The sequence below is a fragment of the Pseudomonas sp. FFPRI_1 genome (genome assembly GCF_055384485.1).
This window is the reverse complement of sequence record NZ_AP029168.1, coordinates 2166124-2185501: the sequence shown is the minus strand read 5'-3', so window position 1 is coordinate 2185501 and position 19378 is coordinate 2166124. Positions and strand designations below refer to the sequence as shown.

Here is a 19378-nt window from a genome sequence, read left to right as displayed (position 1 = left end):
GGCTTAACCCTCTTTGGCTGGCGTCGGTGCCGACTGGCCGCTGTCTTTCAAGGCCTTGGTGACTTCCGGCGGCATGTACTTCTCGTCGTGCTTGGCCAGCACCTCATCGGCCACCACCACGCCATCGGCGTTGAGCTTGCCCAGGGCGACGATGCCCTGCCCTTCGCGGAACAGGTCCGGGAGGATGCCGCGGTAGGTGATGGTCACCGACTTGTTGAAGTCGGTGACCACGAATTTCACGTCCAGGGAGTCGGCGGAACGCTGCAGCGAACCGGCCTCGACCATGCCGCCGGCGCGGATTCGCGTATCCAGGGGCGCTTCGCCGTTGGCGATCTGGGTCGGGGTGTAGAACAGGTTGATGTTTTCCTTCAGCGCGCTGAGGGCCAGGCCGACGGCAATGCCGACGCCCAGCAGAATCGCCAGGATAATCAAAAGACGCTTTTTACGCAGCGGATTCACTTACCGTTCTCCCGGCGCAGACGACGCGCCTCTTGTTGCAGATAACGCTTGCGCGCCAGGATCGGCGCCACCAGCTCACGCGCCAGGACCACCAGGCAAATGCCATAGGCCGACCAGACATAGAGGCCGTGATGGCCCATGGCGAGAAAATCGCTGAAGGATGCAAAGCTCATTGGGCGGCCTCCAGGCTGCGTTGGACTTCGGCCTTGACCCAACTGGTCCGGGCTTCGCGCTTGAGCACCTCAAGGCGCATGCGCAGCAACAGCAGCACACCGAAGAAACAGTAGAAGCCCAAGGACGTCAGCAGCAGCGGCAGCCACATTTCCACCGGCATGGCCGGCTTTTCAGTCAAGGTGAAGGTCGCGCCCTGGTGCAGGGTGTTCCACCATTCCACCGAGTACTTGATGATCGGAATGTTCACCACGCCGACAATCGCCAGCACCGCGCAGGCCTTGGCCGCGCTGTCGCGGTTGCTGATGGCGGCATTGAGCGCGATCAGGCCGGCGTACAGGAACAGCAGGATCAGCATCGAGGTTAGACGGGCATCCCAGACCCACCACGAGCCCCAGGTCGGCTTGCCCCAGATTGCCCCGGTGACCAGGGCCAGGAAGGTGATCGAGTGCCCGATGGGCGCCGCGCATTGCAGGGCGACATCGGCCAGTTTCATTTTCCACACCAGTCCGACCACACCGCACACGGCCAGCATGACGTAGCAGGACTGAGCCAGCATCGCCATCGGCACATGGATGTAGATGATGCGAAAGCTGTTGCCTTGCTGGTAATCCGGTGGCGCAAAGGCCAGGCCCCAGATCACGCCGACAGCGATCAGCAACACCGCGGCAATGCTGAGCCAGGGCAGCATCCTGCCGCTGATGCCATAGAACCATTTAGGCGAGCCGAGCTTATGAAACCAAGTCCAGTTCATTCACTATTTCCATCACGGGTGCTTTTCGTGGTCGAAAAGCCTGGGTCTTTTCTTAGAAAGAAGTGATCAAAAAATGATCAGACCTCATTATTATTCGCCGACGCTGATCTTCAGGCCAGCCGCTATTGCAAAGGGTGTCAAGGTCACGGCCAGAGCGGTCAGGCTCCCGAGCCACAGCAGGTATCCGGTAGCCGGCATGCCCTGCAATGCCGCCTGCAGGGCGCCACTGCCAAGAATCAGCACCGGGATGTACATCGGCAGGATCAGCAACGCCAGCAACAGGCCGCCGCGCTTGAGCCCCACGGTCAATGCCGCACCCACCGCGCCCAACAGGCTGAGCACCGGTGTGCCCAGCAGCAAGGACATCAGCAGCACCGGCAGACAGGCGGCAGGCAGCCCCAGCATCACCGCCAACAAGGGTGCGAGCAAGACCAGTGCCAACCCGGAAAACACCCAGTGTGCCAGCACCTTGGCCAGAACCAGAAGAGGCAGGGGGTGCGACGAAAGGACCCACTGTTCAAGGGATCCGTCTTCGAAATCGCTGCGGAAAAGCCCGTCCAGCGAGAGCAGGACGGACAATAATGCCGCGACCCAGACCAGCCCTGGAGACAAGGTTTGCAACAATTGTGTCTCAGGTCCCACGGCCAGCGGGAACAGTGCGACAACAATTGCGAAAAATACCAAAGGATTGGCCAGTTCCGCCGGACGCCGGCACAACAGGCGCGATTCGCGGGCCACCAACAAGGCAAAGACTTTCATGCGGCCCACCGCCCCAGATCGATGTCGCGATAGCCCGGGGGCAGGCGGGACAGGCTGTGGTGGGTGGTCAGGATCACCGAGCCGCCCTGCTCGCAGTGCTGGGCCAGGTGTTCTTCGAGCTGGGCCACGCCCTGCTTGTCGAGGGCGGTGAACGGTTCATCGAGGATCCACAGCGGCGGACTGTCCAGGTACAGGCGGGCCAGGGCCACGCGCCGTTGCTGGCCGGCAGACAGGGTGTGGCAGGGCACGTCTTCGAACCCCTGCAGGCCGACGGCCGCCAGGGCCTGCCAGATGGCCTCGCGCGAGGCTGGCTGGTGCAAGGCACAGAGCCAGCTGAGGTTTTCCTCGGCCGTCAGCAGGTCCTTGATGCCGGCGGCATGGCCGATCCACAACAGGTTGCGGGCCAACTCGCCACGCTGATCGTGCAAGGGCTGGCCATTGAGCAGTACCTGACCGCTGGTGGGTTGCATCAGGCCGGCGAGCAAACGCAGCAGGCTGGTCTTGCCGCTGCCATTGGGGCCGCTGATCTGCACCATGTCTCCGCCGTTCAGACGCAACTCGAGGTGTTCAAACAGCATCCGCCAATCACGCTCACAGGCGAGTGCTAGGGCTTCGAGAAGGGGGCTGGTCAAGGGATAACAGGCCTTTACGGGTTCAAGTCGGCAATCGAGCGGCCGTTAAAGAGATGCAGGATAAATGCATTCGCGGCCTGTTCTAGAGAGCTGCGTCAAACATTTGCAATGTTTTCACCACTCCCCCAAAGACGGGCGGCATTATACATGCGAAGCCCTACTCTAATGAGGGCTAATTTCCACAGGTTGTGTCCGAATGACAGGCGAAATCAACATCCTCCCGCTGCCCCAGGCGCCCGTTCCCGGCACTGCGCGCCCGCAGGCGATCAGCGGTGAGCTGCTCAAGCTGGTGCAACCTCTGGAAGGCCTGATAACCGCCGGTCAGAGTGCCAAGGCCGAAGTGCTGTCGCTCAAGCAGACCGACCAGACATTCCAACTGCTGCTCAAGGTAACCCTGGACAACGGCCGGCAAACTACCCTGCAGGCCACCAGCAGCCAGCCCCTGCCCCAAGGCACCAGCCTGGCGGTGACCCAGCCCTCGGCAGGCAACCTGGCAATCACCGTGCAACAGGCGCTTGCCAGCAGCGTCGCCGCCCTGACTCGCCTGGACACCACCCAACTGCCACCGGGAACCCTGCTCCAGGGCAAGGTGCTGACCACCCAGATGCTGCCCCAGGGCGCCAATCAACCGGCCAACTACCGCTCCCTGGTGAGCCTGCTCAACACTGCCCAGAGTGGTGCCACCCTGAGCATCGACAGCCCCCAGCCGCTGCGCATCGGCAGCCTGCTCAGCGCCCTGGTCTCGGACTCCCAGACCCTGAACTTCGTGCCCCTGAGCAATCGCCAGGAGCAGCTGGCCATTGCTGCCCAACTGGCCAGCCAGCAAAGCCGCCAGGGCTCACTGAGCGGCTTGATCAATGCCCTGCAGAACCTGCCTGCCGACAGCGACACCTCCACCACCGCCGACCTGCGTGCAGCAGTGGACCGCCTGCTGGCCGGCCTGCCCGATGCGCAACAGCTGAGCAACCCGCGCGGCGTGGCCCAGGCCCTGCTGGGCAGCGGCCTGTTTCTGGAGGCCCGGCTGCTGGCCGGGGCCAACCCGGGGCAAGTGCCGGACATGAAGGCCGACCTGCTGCGCCTGATCGCCCAACTGACCCCGGGCCTGCCCTCCTCCACCAGCTTCAACGCCATCCTGGCCGCCAATACCCTGGCCCAGTCATTGCCCAGTTTTGTGCGCAGCGCCCTGGGCACCCTCGGCCAGGTCAGCGCCAAGGCCTCGCCCACCGGCTTTCCATTGCCCGAGCGGCTGCTGCAAAGCCTGGAAAGCGAAGGTGACCTGGAGCAACTGCTGCGCCTGGCAGCCGCCGCGGTATCGCGCTTGCAGAGCCACCAACTGTCGAGCCTGGAACAAAGCGGCCTGACCGACGATGGCCGGCAGCTGACCACCTGGCAGCTGGAGATCCCCATGCGCAACCTGCAGGACATCGTGCCCTTGCAGGTCAAGCTGCAGCGCGAGGACCCACCGGAACCGGAGCCGGAACAGAAGCGTGACGAACGTGAACCCAAACAGTCCCTGTGGCGAGTCGACCTGGCCTTCGACCTGGAACCCCTGGGACCGCTGCAGGTCCAGGCGCAACTGGTCCAGGGCCGGCTGTCCAGCCAGCTCTGGGCCGAGCGCCCCTACACCGCGAGCCTGATCGAAAGCCACCTGGGCAATCTGCGTGAACGCCTGCTGGCTTCGGGGCTGAACGTCGGCGACCTGGATTGCCACCTCGGCACACCGCCCCAGGGCCCGCAAACCCGACTGGAACAACGCTGGGTGGACGAAACCGCATGACCAAGCACAGCCCCGCACCGCGCCAGGCCATCGCCCTCAAATATGACGGCCAGCAAGCCCCGACCCTCACCGCCAAGGGCGACGATGAACTGGCGGAAGCCATCCTGAAGATTGCCCGGGACTATGAAGTGCCGATCTATGAGAACGCCGAGCTGGTGAAGCTGCTGGCGCGACTGGAATTGGGCGAGAGCATCCCGGTGGAACTGTACCGGACCATCGCCGAGATCATCGCCTTCGCCTGGAATCTCAAGGGCAAGTTTCCGCAGGGGCACGATCCGCAGCTCGCGGAACAGGAGAAGGACATCACCGAACGCGGCGACGACTACTGAAAGGTCAAGCAGCGGCAAGCTTCAAGCGCTCAGCTACAGGCTTGTCGCTTGCAGCTGGCAACTTGCAGCCGCCCCTACCCCTTGTGCAGCTTGCTGACCAGTTCGGCCTCGGCCTGGGTCAGGCCGCAGGATTGAGTCAGTTCGTCGACGCTGGCGCCCATGCCCACCAGGCGCGCGGCCTGGGCGAAGGACAGGGTCGAGGGGTCGCGCTGCTCAAGTTGTGCCAGCTTGTCCGGTAACGGACCCACCACCGAGCGCAGCTCGTGCAGATCCTCGCCCATGCGCACCGTACCGCTCTGATAATGGTCGACGCGCTTGGCCAGGTCCTTGATCCGCTGGTCGCGCACGGCATCGCCCTCGGCCTGCTGCGCAGCGATCTGCCGCTGGTTGCGGGCATAGGACAGGAAAAAAGCCAGAGTGGCGACCCAGAGGATCGCCAGGACAATTACCGCTACCTCGAGGATCAATCAGATACTCTCCAGTTCCGACCATTCCTCTTCGCTCATCATCTTGTCCAGCTCCACCAGAATCAGCAGTTCGCCGTTCTTGTTGCAGACGCCCTGGATGAACTTGGCCGACTCTTCGTTACCGACATTCGGCGCAGTCTCGACTTCCGACTGACGCAGGTAAACCACTTCCGCCACGCTGTCGACCATGATCCCGACCACTTGCTTGTCGGCCTCGATGATGACGATCCGGGTGTTGTCGTTGACTTCGGTCGGCACCAGGCCGAAACGCTGGCGGGTGTCGATCACGGTGACCACGTTGCCGCGCAGGTTGATGATCCCCAGCACGTAGCTTGGCGCGCCCGGCACCGGAGCGATCTCGGTGTAGCGCAGGACTTCCTGGACCCGCATCACGTTGATGCCGTAGGACTCGTTATCCAGCTTGAAGGTGACCCATTGCAGGATCGGATCTTCGGAACCCTGTGCAGACGACGACTTATTCATACCCTGACCCCTCAAAAAACCGTTGAAAACGGCGTGTGTTCTGTCTGGCCGCGCCTGAAGGACGCCGCCTGTTGTTGGTTTACTTCGGCTTGTGGGCCGGTTGAGTGATAGCCATCTGCTTGGCAGCACCGCTGGCGATCAATTCGGCCAGTTCGGCGACGTCAAGCAAGGCGCACATGTGTTCAATCACCGTGCCGGCCAGCCATGGACGCTGGCCACGGTGGCTGCGCCACTTGATTTCATTGGGGTCCAGACGCAGCGAACGGCTGACCTGATGCACCGCCAGCCCCCACTCATAGCCCTGGACCGAGATCACGTATTGCAGGCCCTGGCGAAAATCATCACGGTAGCGATCCGGCATGACCCAACGCGCGGTATCCAGGACCTTCAGGTTGCCGGACTGGCTCGGCAAGATGCCAAGGAACCACTCGGGCTGGCCGAACAGCGGTGTCAGCTCCTGCCCGGCCAGGGAATAGATCGAGCCCAGGCACACCAGGGGCACAGCCAGGGTCAGGCCGGCAACATCGAACAACAGGCATTCAAAAGGCTCCGCCGCCCAGCTGGGACGGTCACTGCCAGTGACCGGAGGCGGCGTGTTGCTCGGCGGCAAGTGCACTTCCACCAACGGCGGCACCAGCGCCTGGAGCCTCGGCACCACGGGCGAAACCGTCGTCGCCACGGGCGCTGGCGCTTCCAGCACCGGCGTCACCACCGGGGCAGGCACTTCGACCCGGGCTGCAGGCATGGCCTGCTGCTGGACCCGGGCGTCCCGCGCCTGCTCTTCCAACACCGCGGCCTGGAACTCGTCCAGCACTTCGCTGGAAGCCTCCAGCACTACGGGCGGCGCAACCTCGACGGCCGGCTCCGGCGCCAGCGGCTCTTCGGTGGCGTCCTGCAGCAAGGCGTCCAGGTACGACTGCAACGCCAGCTGCGGCCGACTCTTGATATCCAGAGGACGGTTCATGAGGATGCCCACGCAAAAACCCCGACACAGTGACCTGTAGGGGTTATCGGCCGGGCTGGGGAGCGACTTGAATAGCGCTTCACGTCAAGCCACCTGCGCCACGAGCTGCTGGGCCAGCAGGTGTTTGAGCAAGGCCTTGTAGGCCAGTACGCCACGGCTTTTGCCGTCGAACTGCGAAGGCGTGAGGCCGGCCCGGCTGGCATCGCGCAGGCGGGTGTCCACCGGGATATAGCCCTGCCAGATTTCCTCGGGGAACTTGTCCCGCAGGACGCGCAGGGTGCCCAGGGAGGCCTGGGTACGGCGATCGAACAGGGTTGGCACTATGGTGAACGGCAGCGGCTGCTTGCGCGAGCGGTTGACCATGGCCAGGGTGTTGACCATGCGCTCCAGGCCTTTGACCGCCAGGTGCTCGGTCTGCACCGGGATCACCAGTTGCTGGCTGGCCGCCAGGGCGTTGACCATCAGCACTCCGAGCAACGGTGGGCTGTCGATGACCGCGTAGTCGAAATCCTGCCACAACTGCGCCAGGCTCTTGGCGATCACCAGGCCCAGGCCACTCTGCCCGGGCGACTGACGCTCGAGGGTGGCCAGGGCGGTGCTCGAGGGCAGCAATGAAATGCGCTCGTGGCTGGTGCCCAGCAGCAACTGGCCCGGCAAGTCCTCGGGCACGCTGCCCTTGTGCAGGAACAGGTCGTAGCTGCTGTGCTCCAGGCTGTCCGGGTCATAGCCGAAATAGCTGGTCATGGAACCGTGGGGGTCGAGATCGACCACGACCACGCGCTTGCCCGCCTCGGCCAGCAACCCGGCTAAAGCGATGGAACTGGTGGTTTTACCGACACCACCCTTTTGATTGGCAACTGCCCAGACTCTCATTCAGTTTGTTCCTCCCGCCCGGCCACAGCGGGGCGAGACATAGCGCTAAGTTATAAAGCGGGTGACGGAGAATTGACGGCGCTTCCCTGTACCGGCGTTTTCACCGGGGTTGGTGCAGTTTGTGTGCCAGCCCGCTTGAGTGCCGCATCCGGTGTCGCATTGGCGGTCCCGGTGCCGGTCAGGCTACGCCGCACATCCAGGTTGCGCGACACCACCAGTACCACCCGGCGGTTGCGTGCACGGCCTTCGGCAGTGGCATTGTTGGCCACCGGCTGGAACTCGCCGTACCCCACCGAAGCCATCCGCGCCGGGTTCACCCCCTGCATCGCCAGCATGCGGACGATGCTCGCCGAGCGGGCCGAGGACAGTTCCCAGTTGGTCGGGTATTGCGCGGTCTGGATCGGCAGGTTGTCAGTGAAGCCTTCGACATGGATCGGGTTGTCGAAGGGTTTGAGGATCTTCGCCACCTTGTCGATGATGGTGAACGCCTGGTCACTGGGCATGGCATCGCCGCTGCCGAACAACAGGCTGGAATTCAGCTCGATCTCCACCCACAACTCATTGCCGCGCACGGTCATCTGGTTGGAGCTGATGAGGTCGCCAAAGGCCGCGCTGATGTCATCGGCGATGCTCTTGAGCGGATCACTGGCCCCGGAGATACCGGCGTCGGTCTGGTCGCTGTCCTTGACCAGCGGCTTGGCCGGGGTCACGGTCTTGGGCCGCTCATCGCCGATGGGAATCGGCTTGAGGGCACGATCGGAGTCGGTGAAGACCCCGACCAGCGCTTCGGAAATGACCTTGTACTTGCCTTCATTGATCGAGGAGATCGAGTACATGACCACGAAAAACGCGAACAGCAAAGTGATGAAGTCGGCGTAGGAAACCAACCAGCGTTCGTGGTTGACGTGTTCTTCAGGCTGGCGACGACGGGCCATAATCAGTCCATGAAGCCTTGCAGCTTCAACTCGATGGAACGTGGGTTCTCGCCCTCGGCAATCGACAGGATGCCTTCGAGCAACATCTCCCGGTAACGCGACTGGCGCAGGGCGATCGATTTCAGTTTGGCGGCGATCGGCAACAGCACCAGGTTGGCACTCGCCACCCCGTAGATGGTGGCAACGAAGGCCACGGCAATGCCGCTGCCCAGCTGGGACGGATCGGCCAGGTTGCCCATCACGTGGATCAGGCCCATGACCGCACCGATGATACCGATGGTCGGCGCATAGCCGCCCATGCTCTCGAACACCTTGGCGGCTTCGATGTCGCGGCTTTCCTGGGTGTAGAAATCCACTTCAAGAATACTGCGGATGGCTTCGGGCTCGGCGCCATCCACCAGCAGTTGCAGGCCCTTGCGCGAATAGGTGTCGGGCTCGGCATCCGCCACGCCTTCCAGGCCCAGCAGGCCTTCCTTGCGCGCGGTCAGGCTCCAGTTGACCACTCGGTCGATGCCACCTGGCAAGTCGACCCGCGGCGGAAACAGGATCCAGACCAGGATCTGCATGGCGCGCTTGAAGGCGCTCAGCGGCGACTGCAGCAAGGCCGCGCCGATGGTGCCACCGAGCACGATCAGCGCGGCCGGACCGTTGGCCAGGGCCGACAGGTGACCGCCTTCCAGGTAGTTGCCGCCGATGATGGCGACAAACGCCATGATGATCCCGATGAGGCTGAGCACATCCATCAGAGACAGGCCTCGACCAGATGCCGGCCGATGTCGTCCAGGCTGTACACCGCATCCGCCAGGTTGGCTTTGACGATGGCCATGGGCATGCCGTAGATCACGCAACTGGCTTCATCCTGGGCCCAGACCGCACTGCCACCCTGTTTGAGCAGGCGCGCACCTTCACGGCCGTCGGCGCCCATGCCGGTGAGTACCACCGCCAGAACTTTGTCACTGTAGGACTTGGCCGCAGAACCGAAGGTGATGTCCACGCACGGTTTGTAGTTCAAGCGCTCGTCGCCGGGCAGAATCTTCACCGCGCCACGACCGTCGATCATCATCTGCTTGCCGCCGGGAGCCAGCAACGCCAGGCCCGGACGCAGGATGTCGCCATCCTCGGCTTCCTTGACGCTGATGCGGCACAGCTTGTCCAGACGCTCGGCAAAGGCCTTGGTGAAGGCCGCCGGCATGTGCTGGATCAACACGATAGGCGCCGGGAAGTTCGCCGGCAGCTGGGTCAGGACCCGCTGCAGGGCGACCGGGCCACCGGTGGAAGTGCCGATCGCCACCAGCTTGTAGGCTTTGCGCTTGGGGGCCGGCGATGCCGGACCTGCTGCCGGTGCACGGGCAGGTGTCGGCGCTGGCGCCGAACGCGCGGTGCTGCTGAAGCTGGAGGTGCTCGGCGCCGGTGCCGCGGCCGGTTGTGGCTGCGGCGCGCTGTAGCTGCTGAAACGACGGTTGCTGCGCGAGATGCTGTGGACCTTCTCGCACAGCAGTTGCTTGACCTTCTCGGGATTGCGCGAGATGTCTTCGAAATTCTTCGGCAAGAAATCCACGGCCCCGGCATCCAGCGCGTCGAGGGTCACTCGAGCGCCTTCGTGGGTCAGGGACGAGAACATCAGGACCGGCGTCGGGCAGCGCTGCATGATATGCCGCACTGCGGTGATGCCATCCATCATCGGCATCTCGTAGTCCATGGTGATCACGTCCGGCTTGAGGGCCAGGGCCTGATCGATCGCCTCTTTACCGTTGGTCGCCGTGCCGACGACCTGGATATTCGAATCCGCTGAAAGAATTTCCGAGACGCGGCGGCGGAAAAAACCCGAATCGTCCACCACCAGGACTTTGACTGCCATAAACACTCCGTTAGGTGGGGCGAGGCCAACCGCCCCTCCCCGCCGAATCAAATACGCCGTGCGGCGTAACGCTTGAGCATGCTCGGGACATCGAGGATCAGAGCGATGCGGCCGTCACCGGTGATGGTGGCGCCGGACATGCCCGGGGTTCCCTGAAGCATTTTGCCCAAGGGCTTGATGACCACTTCTTCCTGGCCCACCAGTTGATCGACGACAAAGCCGATCCGCTGGGTGCCCACCGAAAGGATCACTACGTGGCCCTCGCGCTGCTCTTCATGAGCGGCGGAACTGACCAGCCAGCGTTTGAGGTAGAACAGGGGCAATGCCTTGTCACGCACGATCACCACTTCCTGGCCGTCCACCACGTTGGTGCGCGACAGGTCGAGGTGGAAGATTTCGTTGACGTTGACCAGCGGGAAGGCGAAGGCCTGGTTGCCGAGCATGACCATCAGGGTCGGCATGATCGCCAGGGTCAACGGCACCTTGATGACGATCTTCGAACCCTGGCCCTTGGTCGAGTAGATGTTGATCGAACCATTGAGCTGGGAAATCTTGGTCTTCACCACGTCCATGCCCACACCACGCCCGGAGACGTCGGAAATCTCGGTCTTGGTCGAGAAGCCCGGGGCAAAGATCAGGTTGTAGCACTCGGTGTCGCTCAGGCGGTCGGCGGCGTCCTTGTCCATCACCCCGCGCTTGACGGCAATGCCGCGCAGCACGTTCGGGTCCATGCCCTTGCCGTCGTCGGAGATCGACAGGAGGATGTGGTCACCCTCCTGTTCCGCCGCCAGCACCACCTTGCCACCCCGGGACTTGCCCGAGGCCTCGCGCTCTTCCGGCGATTCGATGCCATGGTCCACCGCGTTGCGCACCAAGTGCACCAGCGGGTCGGCCAGGGCCTCCACCAGGTTCTTGTCGAGGTCGGTTTCTTCCCCCACCAGTTCCAGGTTGATTTCTTTCTTCAGCTGCCGGGCCAGGTCGCGAACCAGGCGCGGGAAGCGCCCGAAGACCTTCTTGATCGGCTGCATGCGGGTCTTCATCACCGCGGTCTGCAGGTCGGCCGTCACCACATCGAGGTTCGACACCGCCTTGGACATGGCTTCGTCGCCGCTGTTGAGGCCCAGGCGCACCAGACGGTTACGCACCAGCACCAGCTCGCCCACCATGTTCATGATTTCGTCCAGGCGCGCGGTATCCACGCGCACTGTGGTTTCCGCTTCGCTGGCCGGTTTTTCTGCCGGAGCTGCAGCGGCTGCACGGGCTGGAGCCGGTGCCGCAGCCGCTGCGGGCTTGGCCGCCTCGACCTTGGCCTCGGGCTTCTTCGCCACCGGCTTGGCCACTGCCGCGCTAGCCGCTGCCGCAGGTGCCGCAGTCGCCGCAGCGGGCTTGGCCGCGCCAGGGGTTTCGGAAAACTTGCCCTTGCCGTGCAGCTCATCCAGCAGGGATTCGAATTCGTGATCGCTGATCAAATCGCTGCCAGCAGCTGCCGCGCTAGGCGCCGCTGCTGCCGGGGCCGCGGCCACTGCCGATTCCAGAGCATCCACGGCAAAGCTGCCCTTGCCGTGCAACTGATCCAGCAAGGCTTCGAATTCGTCGTCGGTGATCTCATCACTGGACGCCGCCGCACCAGCACCGGTGCTGGCCGCTGCGGGAGCTACCGCATCGGGAGCGAACTGGCCCTTGCCGTGCAACTGGTCCAGCAGGGATTCGAACTCGGCGTCGGTAATCTCATCGCTGCCCGGCTCGCCCTGGGCCGCCGGTGCGGCAGCAGGCGCAGCCTCGGCTTCGGCCTTGGCGGCATTCAGCGAATCGAGCAACAGCTCAAATTCGTTGTCGGTGATATCACCTGACGGGGCTTGAGCCTCAGGCTCGGCCACGGCCTCGACCACCTCTTCCACCACGGCGGCGGGAGCCGGCGCGGCACTGGCCGGTTCGGCCAGGCGTGCCAGGGCAGCCAGCAATTCAGGTGTCGCAGCGGTGATTGCGGAGCGCTCGCGGACCTGGCTGAACATGCCGTTCACCGCGTCCAGCGCTTCAAGCACCACGTCCATCAGTTCCGAATCGACCCGCCGCTCACCCTTGCGCAGGATGTCGAAGACGTTTTCGGCGATGTGGCAGCACTCCACCAGCTCGTTGAGCTGGAGGAAGCCGGCGCCCCCTTTAACAGTGTGAAAACCGCGAAAAATTGCATTGAGCAAGTCCGCATCATCTGGCCGGCTTTCCAGCTCGACCAGTTGTTCGGACAGTTGCTCTAGAATCTCGCCGGCCTCAACCAGGAAATCCTGAAGGATCTCTTCATCGGCGCCGAAGCTCATTAATGGGTGCTCCTAGAATCCAAGGCTGGAAAGCAAATCGTCTACATCGTCCTGACCGGACATAACGTCTTCCCGTTTATCGGCATGAATCTGCGGACCTTCACCCTTGGCGAGATGTTTTTGCGGATCTTTTTCAGCGAGGATCGATTCACGGTCATGTTCGATGCCGGCGAAACGATCGACCTGGCTGGCCATCAAGACGAGTTTGAGCAGATTGCTTTCGACTTCCGTGACCAACTGGGTCACACGCTTGATCACCTGACCGGTCAGGTCCTGGTAATCCTGCGCCAGCAGAATGTCGTTGAGGTGGCCGGAAACGGTACGGGTTTCCTGCTCGCTGCGCGTCAGGAAACTGTCGACCCGGCGTGCCAGTTCGCGAAACTCTTCAGCGCCGACCTCACGCCGCATGAAGCGCCCCCAGTCTGCACTCAAGGCCTGGGCTTCAGTGCTCAGGCCGTTGACCAGCGGGGTGCTGCTCTCTACCAGGTCCATGGTGCGGTTGGCTGCGGCTTCCGTCAGCCGGACCACATAGGACAGGCGCTCAGTGGCATCCGTGATCTGTGAAACTTCCTCGGCTTGCGGCATGTGCGGATCAATCTGGAAATTGACGATCGCGCTATGCAGCTCGCGGGTGAGCTTGCCCACTTCCTGGTACAGGCCGCGGTCACGGGTCTGATTGAGCTCATGGATCAATTGCACCGCTTCGCCAAACCTGCCTTTTTCAAGGCTCTCGACCAGTTCCAGTGCATGTTTTTTCAGGGTCGACTCAAAGTCGCCCAGTGAAGATTCGTTATGCTCCATAGCTCCCCCGTGGCCCAATGGCTACGCATCTCAACCGATGCGTTCAAAGATCTTTTCGATCTTCTCTTTCAACGCCTGAGCCGTGAATGGTTTGACTACATAGCCGTTAACGCCGGCCTGGGCAGCCTCGATGATCTGCTCGCGCTTGGCTTCGGCAGTCACCATCAGCACCGGCAGGTGCTTGAGCTTTTCATCGGCGCGCACATGGCGCAGCAGATCGATACCGGTCATGCCCGGCATGTTCCAGTCCGTTACCAGAAAGTCGATGCTCCCGCTGTTGAGTACCGGAATGGCGGTAGTGCCATCGTCGGCCTCGACCGTGTTGGTGAAACCCAGATCACGCAACAGGTTTTTTATGATCCGCCGCATCGTTGAAAAGTCATCAACGATGAGGATTTTCATGTTCTTGTCCAATTCGACCTCCAAGCAGTCTTAAACGCATCCAGCACCTGGACGCGTCATTCAATCAATCCGGCACAACACACAACGACTGCATGGAGCACATACTGCAAGACCGGTGCAGCGCTTGCTTCACCGGTCCTGATCGCAGTGTCCCCACACTGACTGTCAGCGCGCTCGCCACTCCCCCAAACGCCCCCGCAAACGGGCCGCGCACTGGCTGTGTAACTGGCTGACCCGCGATTCGCTGACTCCCAGGACCTCACCGATTTCCTTGAGGTTCAGCTCTTCGTCGTAGTACAGCGCCAACACCAGTCGCTCGCGCTCCGGCAAATTGGCAATCGCATCCGCCAGCGCAGCCTGGAAGCGTTCATCCTCCAAGTCCCGTGACGGTTCGAGATGAGCACTGGCGCCATCCTCGTGCAGCCCTTCATGCTCGCCGTCCTGCAACAGATCGTCGAAGCTGAACAGCCGACTGCCCAAGGTGTCGTTCAAAATCCCGTAATAATCGTCGAGACTCAATTGAAGTTCGGCCGCAACTTCGTGATCTTTAGCGTCACGACCGGTTTTAGCTTCAATTGCGCGAATCGCGTCACTGACCATCCGCGTATTGCGGTGTACAGAACGCGGTGCCCAATCGCCCTTGCGAACCTCGTCGAGCATCGCCCCGCGAATACGGATACCCGCGTAGGTTTCGAAACTCGCCCCCTTGCTCGCGTCATATTTGGTCGACACTTCGAGCAGTCCGATCATCCCGGCCTGAATCAGGTCTTCCACCTGAACACTGGCCGGCAACCGCGCCAGCAGGTGATAGGCAATACGCTTGACCAGGGGCGCATAGCGCTCGATCAGTTCGTATTGGCTGTCACGTGCCGACTTCTTGTAGAGGTTGTAGCCGCTGGCACTCATAACACCGGTCCTGCTGTCTGATGCACGAGCCGCTCGACAAAAAATTCCAGATGCCCGCGCGGATTCGCCGGCAATGGCCAGGTATCCACTTTTTGCGCGATGGCCTTGAACGCCAATGCACACTTCGAACGAGGAAAGGCCTCATAGACCGCACGCTGCTTTTGCACGGCCTTGCGCACACTTTCATCGTAGGGAACTGCACCGACATATTGTAAAGCCACGTCCAGGAAGCGGTCCGTGACCTTGGTCAATTTTGCAAACAGGTTGCGCCCTTCCTGAGGGCTCTGGGCCATGTTGGCCAGGACCCGGAAACGGTTCATGCCGTAGTCGCGATTGAGCAATTTGATCAGTGCATAGGCATCGGTGATCGAGGTGGGCTCATCGCAGACCACCAGCAACACTTCCTGGGCCGCCCGCACGAAACTGACTACCGAGTCACCGATACCTGCAGCGGTGTCGATCACCAGCACATCGAGGTTGTCGCCGATGTCGCTGAACGCCTGGATCAGGCCGGCATGCTGCGCGGGGCTCAGGTGCACCATGCTCTGGGTGCCCGAGGCCGCCGGAACGATGCGGATGCCGCCAGGCCCCTGGAGCAGCACATCGCGCAGCTCGCAGCGCCCCTCGATGACATCGGCCAGGGTGTGTTTGGGGGTCAGGCCCAGCAGGACATCGACGTTCGCCAAGCCCAGGTCGGCGTCCAGCAGCAACACCCGCCGACCGAGCTCAGCCAGAGCCAGGGACAAGTTCACTGACACATTAGTCTTGCCGACGCCACCTTTGCCGCCGGTCACCGCGATCACCTGTACGGGATGCATGCTGCCCATGTTCTTTCTTTACCTTGTCTTACTTAGACGGGGCCACATAACTGGCTGCGCGTTCACCATCGGAACAATGCATGGCAGACCATCGATGTAGATACACTGCAATCTATTCATGATTACCTCAGCCCACCCGCTTGGACGGGCTGTGGTAAAGATCGGCGAACATGTCGGCCATGGCCTCCTCGCTCGGCTCCTCCTGCATCTGCACACTCACCGCGCGGCTCACCAGCTGGTGCCGCCGAGGCAGGTGCAGATCATCCGGAATCCGCGGGCCGTCGGTCAGGTAGGCCACCGGCAGTTCATGACTGATGGCCAGGCTCAACACCTCGCCCAGGCTGGCTGTCTCATCCAGTTTAGTCAGGATGCAACCGGCCAGGCCGCAGCGCTTGTAGCTGTGGTAGGCAGCGGTGAGCACCTGCTTCTGGCTGGTGGTGGCCAGCACCAGGTAATTCTTCGAACGGATCCCCCGACCGGCCAGGCTTTCCAGTTGCATGCGCAAGGCTGGGTCACTGGCCTGCAGGCCCGCGGTGTCGATCAGCACCACACGCTTGCGCAGCAGCGGATCCAGGGCCTGGGCCAGGGATTGGCCGGGATCGACGTGGGTCACCGACACATTGAGGATGCGGCCCAGAGTCTTGAGCTGCTCCTGGGCACCGATGCGGTAGCTGTCCATGCTCACCAGGGCGATGTTCTGCGCCCCGTACTTGAGCACGTAGCGTGCCGCCAGCTTGGCCAGGGTGGTGGTCTTGCCCATGCCGGCCGGGCCGACCATGGCGATCACTCCGCCCTCTTCCAGTGGCTCGACTTCCGGGGTATGGATCATCCGCGCCAGGTGCGCCAGGAGCATGCGCCAGGCCTGGCGGGGCTCGTCGATTTCGCTGATCAGTGCCAGCAGATCGCGGGCCAAAGGACCAGACAGGCCGATACGCTGCAAGCGGCGCCAAAGGTTGGCCTGCTCCGGACGGCTGCCCTGCAACTGGCTCCAGGCCAGGGAGCCGAGCTGCACTTCGAGCAGCTCGCGCAAGCCGTTGAGTTCAAAGCGCATCGAGTCCAGGGCCCGCGTGTCGGCCACGGGAGCCGCCGGGGCTGGCGCCGGGCGCGGACGCTCGGTCAGGGTCGGCTCGATCAGCGGCTCGGCAGCGGTCAGCGGCAGACCGGCGAACAGCTGGCGATTGGTAATGGCGGTGCTGTCGCCCTCGCCCCGCAGGCTCAGTTCGGCCTGGGCGGTAACGATCCGCGACTGGGTCTTGCGCAGCTCGTCCTCGAGTTCCATGTTCGGAACCCGTGGCGACAAGGCCGATAACTTGTAATCCAGCGCAGCCGTCAGCTCGACACCTCCGGCGATCCGCCGGTTGCCGATGATGGCGGCTTCAGCGCCCAGCTCATCACGAACCAGTTTCATGGCCTGACGCATATCGGCGGCGAAAAAACGCTTAACTTGCATAACCCACTACCTCAGCCGTTGGGCCCTACTGTCGCAACGATGGTCACTTGCTTGTTGTCGGGAATTTCCTGGTACGCCAGCACATGCAGCCCGGGAACGGCGAGACGGCCGAACTTCGAGAGCATGGCGCGGACTGGACCCGCGACCAACAGAATCACTGGTTGACCTTGCATCTCTTGACGCTGTGCCGCATCGATCAGCGATCGCTGCAGCTTTTCAGCCATGCTTGGCTCCAGCAGAACGCCTTCTTCCTGGCCTTGTCCTGCCTTCTGCAGACTGCTGAGCAAAATCTGTTCCAACCTTGGCTCCAAGGTGATCACAGGCAGCTCAGACTCAGTCCCTACAATGCTTTGGACGATGGCGCGAGACAATCCAACGCGCACCGCGGCAACCAAAGCGGCAGTATCTTGACTCTTGGCGGCATTGTTGGCGATGGCCTCGGCAATACTGCGAATATCGCGCACCGGCACCTGCTCCGCCAGCAGCGCTTGCAGCACCTTGAGCAATTGCGACAGCGACAGCACGCCCGGCACCAGTTCCTCGGCCAGCTTCGGCGAACTCTTGGCCAACAACTGCATCAGTTGCTGGACTTCTTCGTGGCCGATCAGCTCGCTGGAGTGCTTGTACAGAATCTGGTTCAAGTGGGTGGCGACCACGGTACTGGCATCTACCACGGTGTACCCCAGAGACTGCGCCTGGGGCCGCTGACTGATCTCGATCCACACCGCTTCCAGGCCGAAGGCCGGGTCTCGGGCGGCAATACCATTGAGAGGGCCGTAGACCTGCCCCGGATTGATCGCCAACTCGCGCTCCGGGTAGATCTCCGCCTCGGCCAGGATCACCCCCATCAGCGTCAGGCGATAGGCGCTGGGCGCCAGGTCCAGGTTGTCACGGATATGCACCGTGGGCATGAGGAAACCCAGGTCCTGGGAGAGCTTCTTGCGCACCCCCTTGATCCGCGCCAGCAACTGCCCACCCTGGTTGCGGTCCACCAGGGGAATCAGCCGGTAGCCGACTTCCAGGCCGATCATGTCGATCGGGGTCACATCGTCCCAGCCCAATTCCTTGGTTTCCATGGCCCGAGCCGGGGATGGCAACAGGTCCTGCTGGCGCTGGACTTCTTCCAGGGCCTGGACCTTGACCGCTTTTTGCTTGCGCCACAGCAGGTAGGCGGCGCCGCCAGCCACCGCCGCGAGGCTGAGGAAGGAGAAATGCGGCATGCCCGGCACAATGCCCATGACCGCCATCAAGCCTGCAGAGACCGCCAGCGCCCTGGGCGAGGCGAACATCTGCCGGTTGATCTGCTTGCCCATGTCCTCGGAGCCCGAAGCTCGGGTCACCATGATGGCCGCCGCGGTAGAGAGCAGCAGCGATGGCAGTTGCGCCACCAAACCGTCACCGATGGTCAGCAGGGCGTAGACCCGGCCTGCATCGCCGAACGACATGTTGTGCTGGAAGATACCGACGGCCATGCCGCCGATCAGGTTGATGAACAGAATCAGCAGGCCGGCGATGGCGTCACCGCGAACGAACTTGCTGGCACCGTCCATGGAACCGTAGAACTCGGCCTCCTGGGCCACTTCCAGACGGCGCAGCTTGGCCTGGTTCTGATCGATCAGCCCGGCGTTCAGGTCGGCGTCGATGGCCATCTGCTTGCCGGGCATGGCGTCCAGGGTGAAACGCGCGCTCACCTCGGAAATACGCCCGGCACCTTTGGTCACGACCACGAAGTTGATGATCATGAGGATCGCGAAGACCACGATACCGACCACGTAGTTACCGCCGATCACCACCTCACCGAAGGCCTGGATCACCTTGCCCGCCGCTGCGTGGCCGTCCTGACCGTGAAGCATCACCACCCGGGTCGAGGCAACGTTGAGCGCCAGTCGCAACAGCGTGGCCACCAGCAGGATGGTCGGGAATACGGCGAAATCCAACGGCCGCAGGGCATAGACGCAGACCAGCAGGACCACGATCGACAGGGCGATGTTGAAGGTAAAGAACACGTCCAGCAGGAACGGCGGCACCGGCAACATCATCATGGCCAGCATGACCAACAACAGCACCGGTACACCCAGGTTGCCCTGGCCGAGACCAGCTAGGTTACTGCGAGCCGTGTTGATTAACTGAGAGCGATCCACCGATTTACCCCGTTCCGTAAAGCAAACTTTTGACGCCTGAAGCGGCACGGGGCTGTTACTGCAAGAAGCCTTCCAACTTTAATC

The 19378-nt window shown here is 62.5% G+C and carries 21 protein-coding genes; 2 read left to right on the top strand and 19 right to left on the bottom strand.

Going from position 1 to position 19378, the window contains the following annotated elements; translation table 11 throughout:
• Positions 1-3: 3 nt before the first annotated feature.
• The 5 genes from ccmE to ccmA form a co-directional block, all read right to left on the bottom strand.
• Entirely contained in the window at positions 4-459 is a 456-nt protein-coding gene (gene ccmE, locus ACZ5BO_RS09905; protein ID WP_025132308.1) for a cytochrome c maturation protein CcmE, read from the bottom strand.
• Positions 456-632, bottom strand: a complete 177-nt coding sequence (gene ccmD, locus ACZ5BO_RS09900) for a heme exporter protein CcmD (protein WP_011060018.1) — start codon at positions 630-632, stop codon at positions 456-458. The genes ccmE and ccmD overlap by 4 nt, the downstream gene beginning before the upstream one ends.
• Positions 629-1384 carry a heme ABC transporter permease gene (locus ACZ5BO_RS09895; protein ID WP_464699470.1) on the bottom strand — a complete coding sequence of 252 codons (756 nt, stop codon included), beginning with the start codon at positions 1382-1384 and terminating at the stop codon, positions 629-631. Before ACZ5BO_RS09895 ends, ccmD begins: the two co-directional genes overlap by 4 nt.
• 90 nt (positions 1385-1474) lie before the next feature.
• A complete protein-coding gene (ccmB, locus tag ACZ5BO_RS09890; protein ID WP_025132306.1) occupies positions 1475-2143 on the bottom strand; it encodes a heme exporter protein CcmB in 669 nt (222 codons plus the stop codon).
• On the bottom strand, positions 2140-2775 hold the full coding sequence (ccmA, locus tag ACZ5BO_RS09885) for a cytochrome c biogenesis heme-transporting ATPase CcmA (protein ID WP_025132305.1): 636 nt from the start codon (positions 2773-2775) through the stop codon (positions 2140-2142). The genes ccmB and ccmA overlap by 4 nt, the downstream gene beginning before the upstream one ends.
• A 196-nt stretch (positions 2776-2971) precedes the next feature.
• Here ccmA and fliK point away from each other — a divergent pair, with 196 nt between their 5' ends.
• The gene (gene fliK, locus ACZ5BO_RS09880) at positions 2972-4552 is read left to right on the top strand and encodes a flagellar hook-length control protein FliK (RefSeq protein ID WP_025132304.1); all 1581 of its coding nucleotides are present in this window, start codon (positions 2972-2974) and stop codon (positions 4550-4552) included.
• Positions 4549-4881 (top strand): EscU/YscU/HrcU family type III secretion system export apparatus switch protein, encoded by a 333-nt coding sequence (locus tag ACZ5BO_RS09875; protein WP_025132303.1) that lies wholly within the window; start codon positions 4549-4551, stop codon positions 4879-4881. Before fliK ends, ACZ5BO_RS09875 begins: the two co-directional genes overlap by 4 nt.
• Before the next feature lie 74 nt (positions 4882-4955).
• On the opposite strand, the gene ACZ5BO_RS09870 is transcribed toward ACZ5BO_RS09875, so the two are convergent.
• The 14 genes from ACZ5BO_RS09870 to flhA form a co-directional block, all read right to left on the bottom strand.
• Entirely contained in the window at positions 4956-5348 is a 393-nt protein-coding gene (locus ACZ5BO_RS09870) for a DUF2802 domain-containing protein (RefSeq protein ID WP_464699466.1), read from the bottom strand.
• Positions 5349-5831, bottom strand: coding sequence for a chemotaxis protein CheW (locus ACZ5BO_RS09865; protein ID WP_011060011.1), 483 nt, complete (start codon positions 5829-5831; stop codon positions 5349-5351).
• 79 nt (positions 5832-5910) lie between these two features.
• On the bottom strand, positions 5911-6795 hold the full coding sequence (locus tag ACZ5BO_RS09860) for a CheW domain-containing protein (protein ID WP_464699464.1): 885 nt from the start codon (positions 6793-6795) through the stop codon (positions 5911-5913).
• Positions 6796-6879: 84 nt separating this feature from the next.
• On the bottom strand, positions 6880-7668 hold the full coding sequence (locus tag ACZ5BO_RS09855; protein ID WP_025132300.1) for a ParA family protein: 789 nt from the start codon (positions 7666-7668) through the stop codon (positions 6880-6882).
• A gap of 50 nt (positions 7669-7718) precedes the next feature.
• Positions 7719-8606 (bottom strand): flagellar motor protein MotD, encoded by an 888-nt coding sequence (motD, locus tag ACZ5BO_RS09850; RefSeq protein ID WP_371261382.1) that lies wholly within the window; start codon positions 8604-8606, stop codon positions 7719-7721.
• Positions 8606-9346, bottom strand: coding sequence for a flagellar motor protein (locus ACZ5BO_RS09845; RefSeq protein WP_016963185.1), 741 nt, complete (start codon positions 9344-9346; stop codon positions 8606-8608). The genes motD and ACZ5BO_RS09845 overlap by 1 nt, the downstream gene beginning before the upstream one ends.
• Positions 9346-10461 carry a protein-glutamate methylesterase/protein-glutamine glutaminase gene (locus ACZ5BO_RS09840; RefSeq protein ID WP_025132298.1) on the bottom strand — a complete coding sequence of 372 codons (1116 nt, stop codon included), beginning with the start codon at positions 10459-10461 and terminating at the stop codon, positions 9346-9348. The genes ACZ5BO_RS09845 and ACZ5BO_RS09840 overlap by 1 nt, the downstream gene beginning before the upstream one ends.
• 47 nt (positions 10462-10508) lie before the next feature.
• Positions 10509-12776 carry a chemotaxis protein CheA gene (locus tag ACZ5BO_RS09835; RefSeq protein ID WP_464699461.1) on the bottom strand — a complete coding sequence of 756 codons (2268 nt, stop codon included), beginning with the start codon at positions 12774-12776 and terminating at the stop codon, positions 10509-10511.
• A gap of 12 nt (positions 12777-12788) precedes the next feature.
• Positions 12789-13577: a protein phosphatase CheZ gene (locus ACZ5BO_RS09830; protein WP_011060004.1), complete on the bottom strand. Its 789-nt coding sequence runs from the start codon at positions 13575-13577 to the stop codon at positions 12789-12791.
• Between the two features lie 30 nt (positions 13578-13607).
• A complete protein-coding gene (locus ACZ5BO_RS09825) occupies positions 13608-13979 on the bottom strand; it encodes a chemotaxis response regulator CheY (RefSeq protein ID WP_003183998.1) in 372 nt (123 codons plus the stop codon).
• 165 nt (positions 13980-14144) lie between these two features.
• Positions 14145-14885, bottom strand: coding sequence for an RNA polymerase sigma factor FliA (fliA, locus tag ACZ5BO_RS09820; RefSeq protein ID WP_007922505.1), 741 nt, complete (start codon positions 14883-14885; stop codon positions 14145-14147).
• Positions 14882-15712 carry a flagellar synthesis regulator FleN gene (gene fleN / locus ACZ5BO_RS09815; RefSeq protein WP_011060002.1) on the bottom strand — a complete coding sequence of 277 codons (831 nt, stop codon included), beginning with the start codon at positions 15710-15712 and terminating at the stop codon, positions 14882-14884. Before fleN ends, fliA begins: the two co-directional genes overlap by 4 nt.
• A 118-nt stretch (positions 15713-15830) precedes the next feature.
• The gene (gene flhF / locus ACZ5BO_RS09810; protein WP_025132296.1) at positions 15831-17153 is read right to left on the bottom strand and encodes a flagellar biosynthesis protein FlhF; all 1323 of its coding nucleotides are present in this window, start codon (positions 17151-17153) and stop codon (positions 15831-15833) included.
• Positions 17154-17164: 11 nt separating this feature from the next.
• The gene (gene flhA / locus ACZ5BO_RS09805) at positions 17165-19294 is read right to left on the bottom strand and encodes a flagellar biosynthesis protein FlhA (RefSeq protein WP_025132295.1); all 2130 of its coding nucleotides are present in this window, start codon (positions 19292-19294) and stop codon (positions 17165-17167) included.
• Positions 19295-19378: the final 84 nt, after the last annotated feature.

Coding starts and splice junctions, on each gene's coding strand:
- ccmD (WP_011060018.1), bottom strand. CDS start 632: ATGAGCTTTGCATCCTTCAGCGATTTTCTCGCCATGGGCCATCACGGC.
- ACZ5BO_RS09895 (WP_464699470.1), bottom strand. CDS start 1,384: ATGAACTGGACTTGGTTTCATAAGCTCGGCTCGCCTAAATGGTTCTAT.
- ccmB (WP_025132306.1), bottom strand. CDS start 2,143: ATGAAAGTCTTTGCCTTGTTGGTGGCCCGCGAATCGCGCCTGTTGTGC.
- fliK (WP_025132304.1), top strand. CDS start 2,972: ATGACAGGCGAAATCAACATCCTCCCGCTGCCCCAGGCGCCCGTTCCC.
- ACZ5BO_RS09875 (WP_025132303.1), top strand. CDS start 4,549: ATGACCAAGCACAGCCCCGCACCGCGCCAGGCCATCGCCCTCAAATAT.
- ACZ5BO_RS09865 (WP_011060011.1), bottom strand. CDS start 5,831: ATGAATAAGTCGTCGTCTGCACAGGGTTCCGAAGATCCGATCCTGCAA.
- ACZ5BO_RS09860 (WP_464699464.1), bottom strand. CDS start 6,795: ATGAACCGTCCTCTGGATATCAAGAGTCGGCCGCAGCTGGCGTTGCAG.
- ACZ5BO_RS09855 (WP_025132300.1), bottom strand. CDS start 7,668: ATGAGAGTCTGGGCAGTTGCCAATCAAAAGGGTGGTGTCGGTAAAACC.
- ACZ5BO_RS09845 (WP_016963185.1), bottom strand. CDS start 9,346: ATGGATGTGCTCAGCCTCATCGGGATCATCATGGCGTTTGTCGCCATC.
- ACZ5BO_RS09840 (WP_025132298.1), bottom strand. CDS start 10,461: ATGGCAGTCAAAGTCCTGGTGGTGGACGATTCGGGTTTTTTCCGCCGC.
- ACZ5BO_RS09835 (WP_464699461.1), bottom strand. CDS start 12,776: ATGAGCTTCGGCGCCGATGAAGAGATCCTTCAGGATTTCCTGGTTGAG.
- ACZ5BO_RS09830 (WP_011060004.1), bottom strand. CDS start 13,577: ATGGAGCATAACGAATCTTCACTGGGCGACTTTGAGTCGACCCTGAAA.
- ACZ5BO_RS09825 (WP_003183998.1), bottom strand. CDS start 13,979: ATGAAAATCCTCATCGTTGATGACTTTTCAACGATGCGGCGGATCATA.
- fliA (WP_007922505.1), bottom strand. CDS start 14,885: ATGAGTGCCAGCGGCTACAACCTCTACAAGAAGTCGGCACGTGACAGC.
- fleN (WP_011060002.1), bottom strand. CDS start 15,712: ATGGGCAGCATGCATCCCGTACAGGTGATCGCGGTGACCGGCGGCAAA.
- flhF (WP_025132296.1), bottom strand. CDS start 17,153: ATGCAAGTTAAGCGTTTTTTCGCCGCCGATATGCGTCAGGCCATGAAA.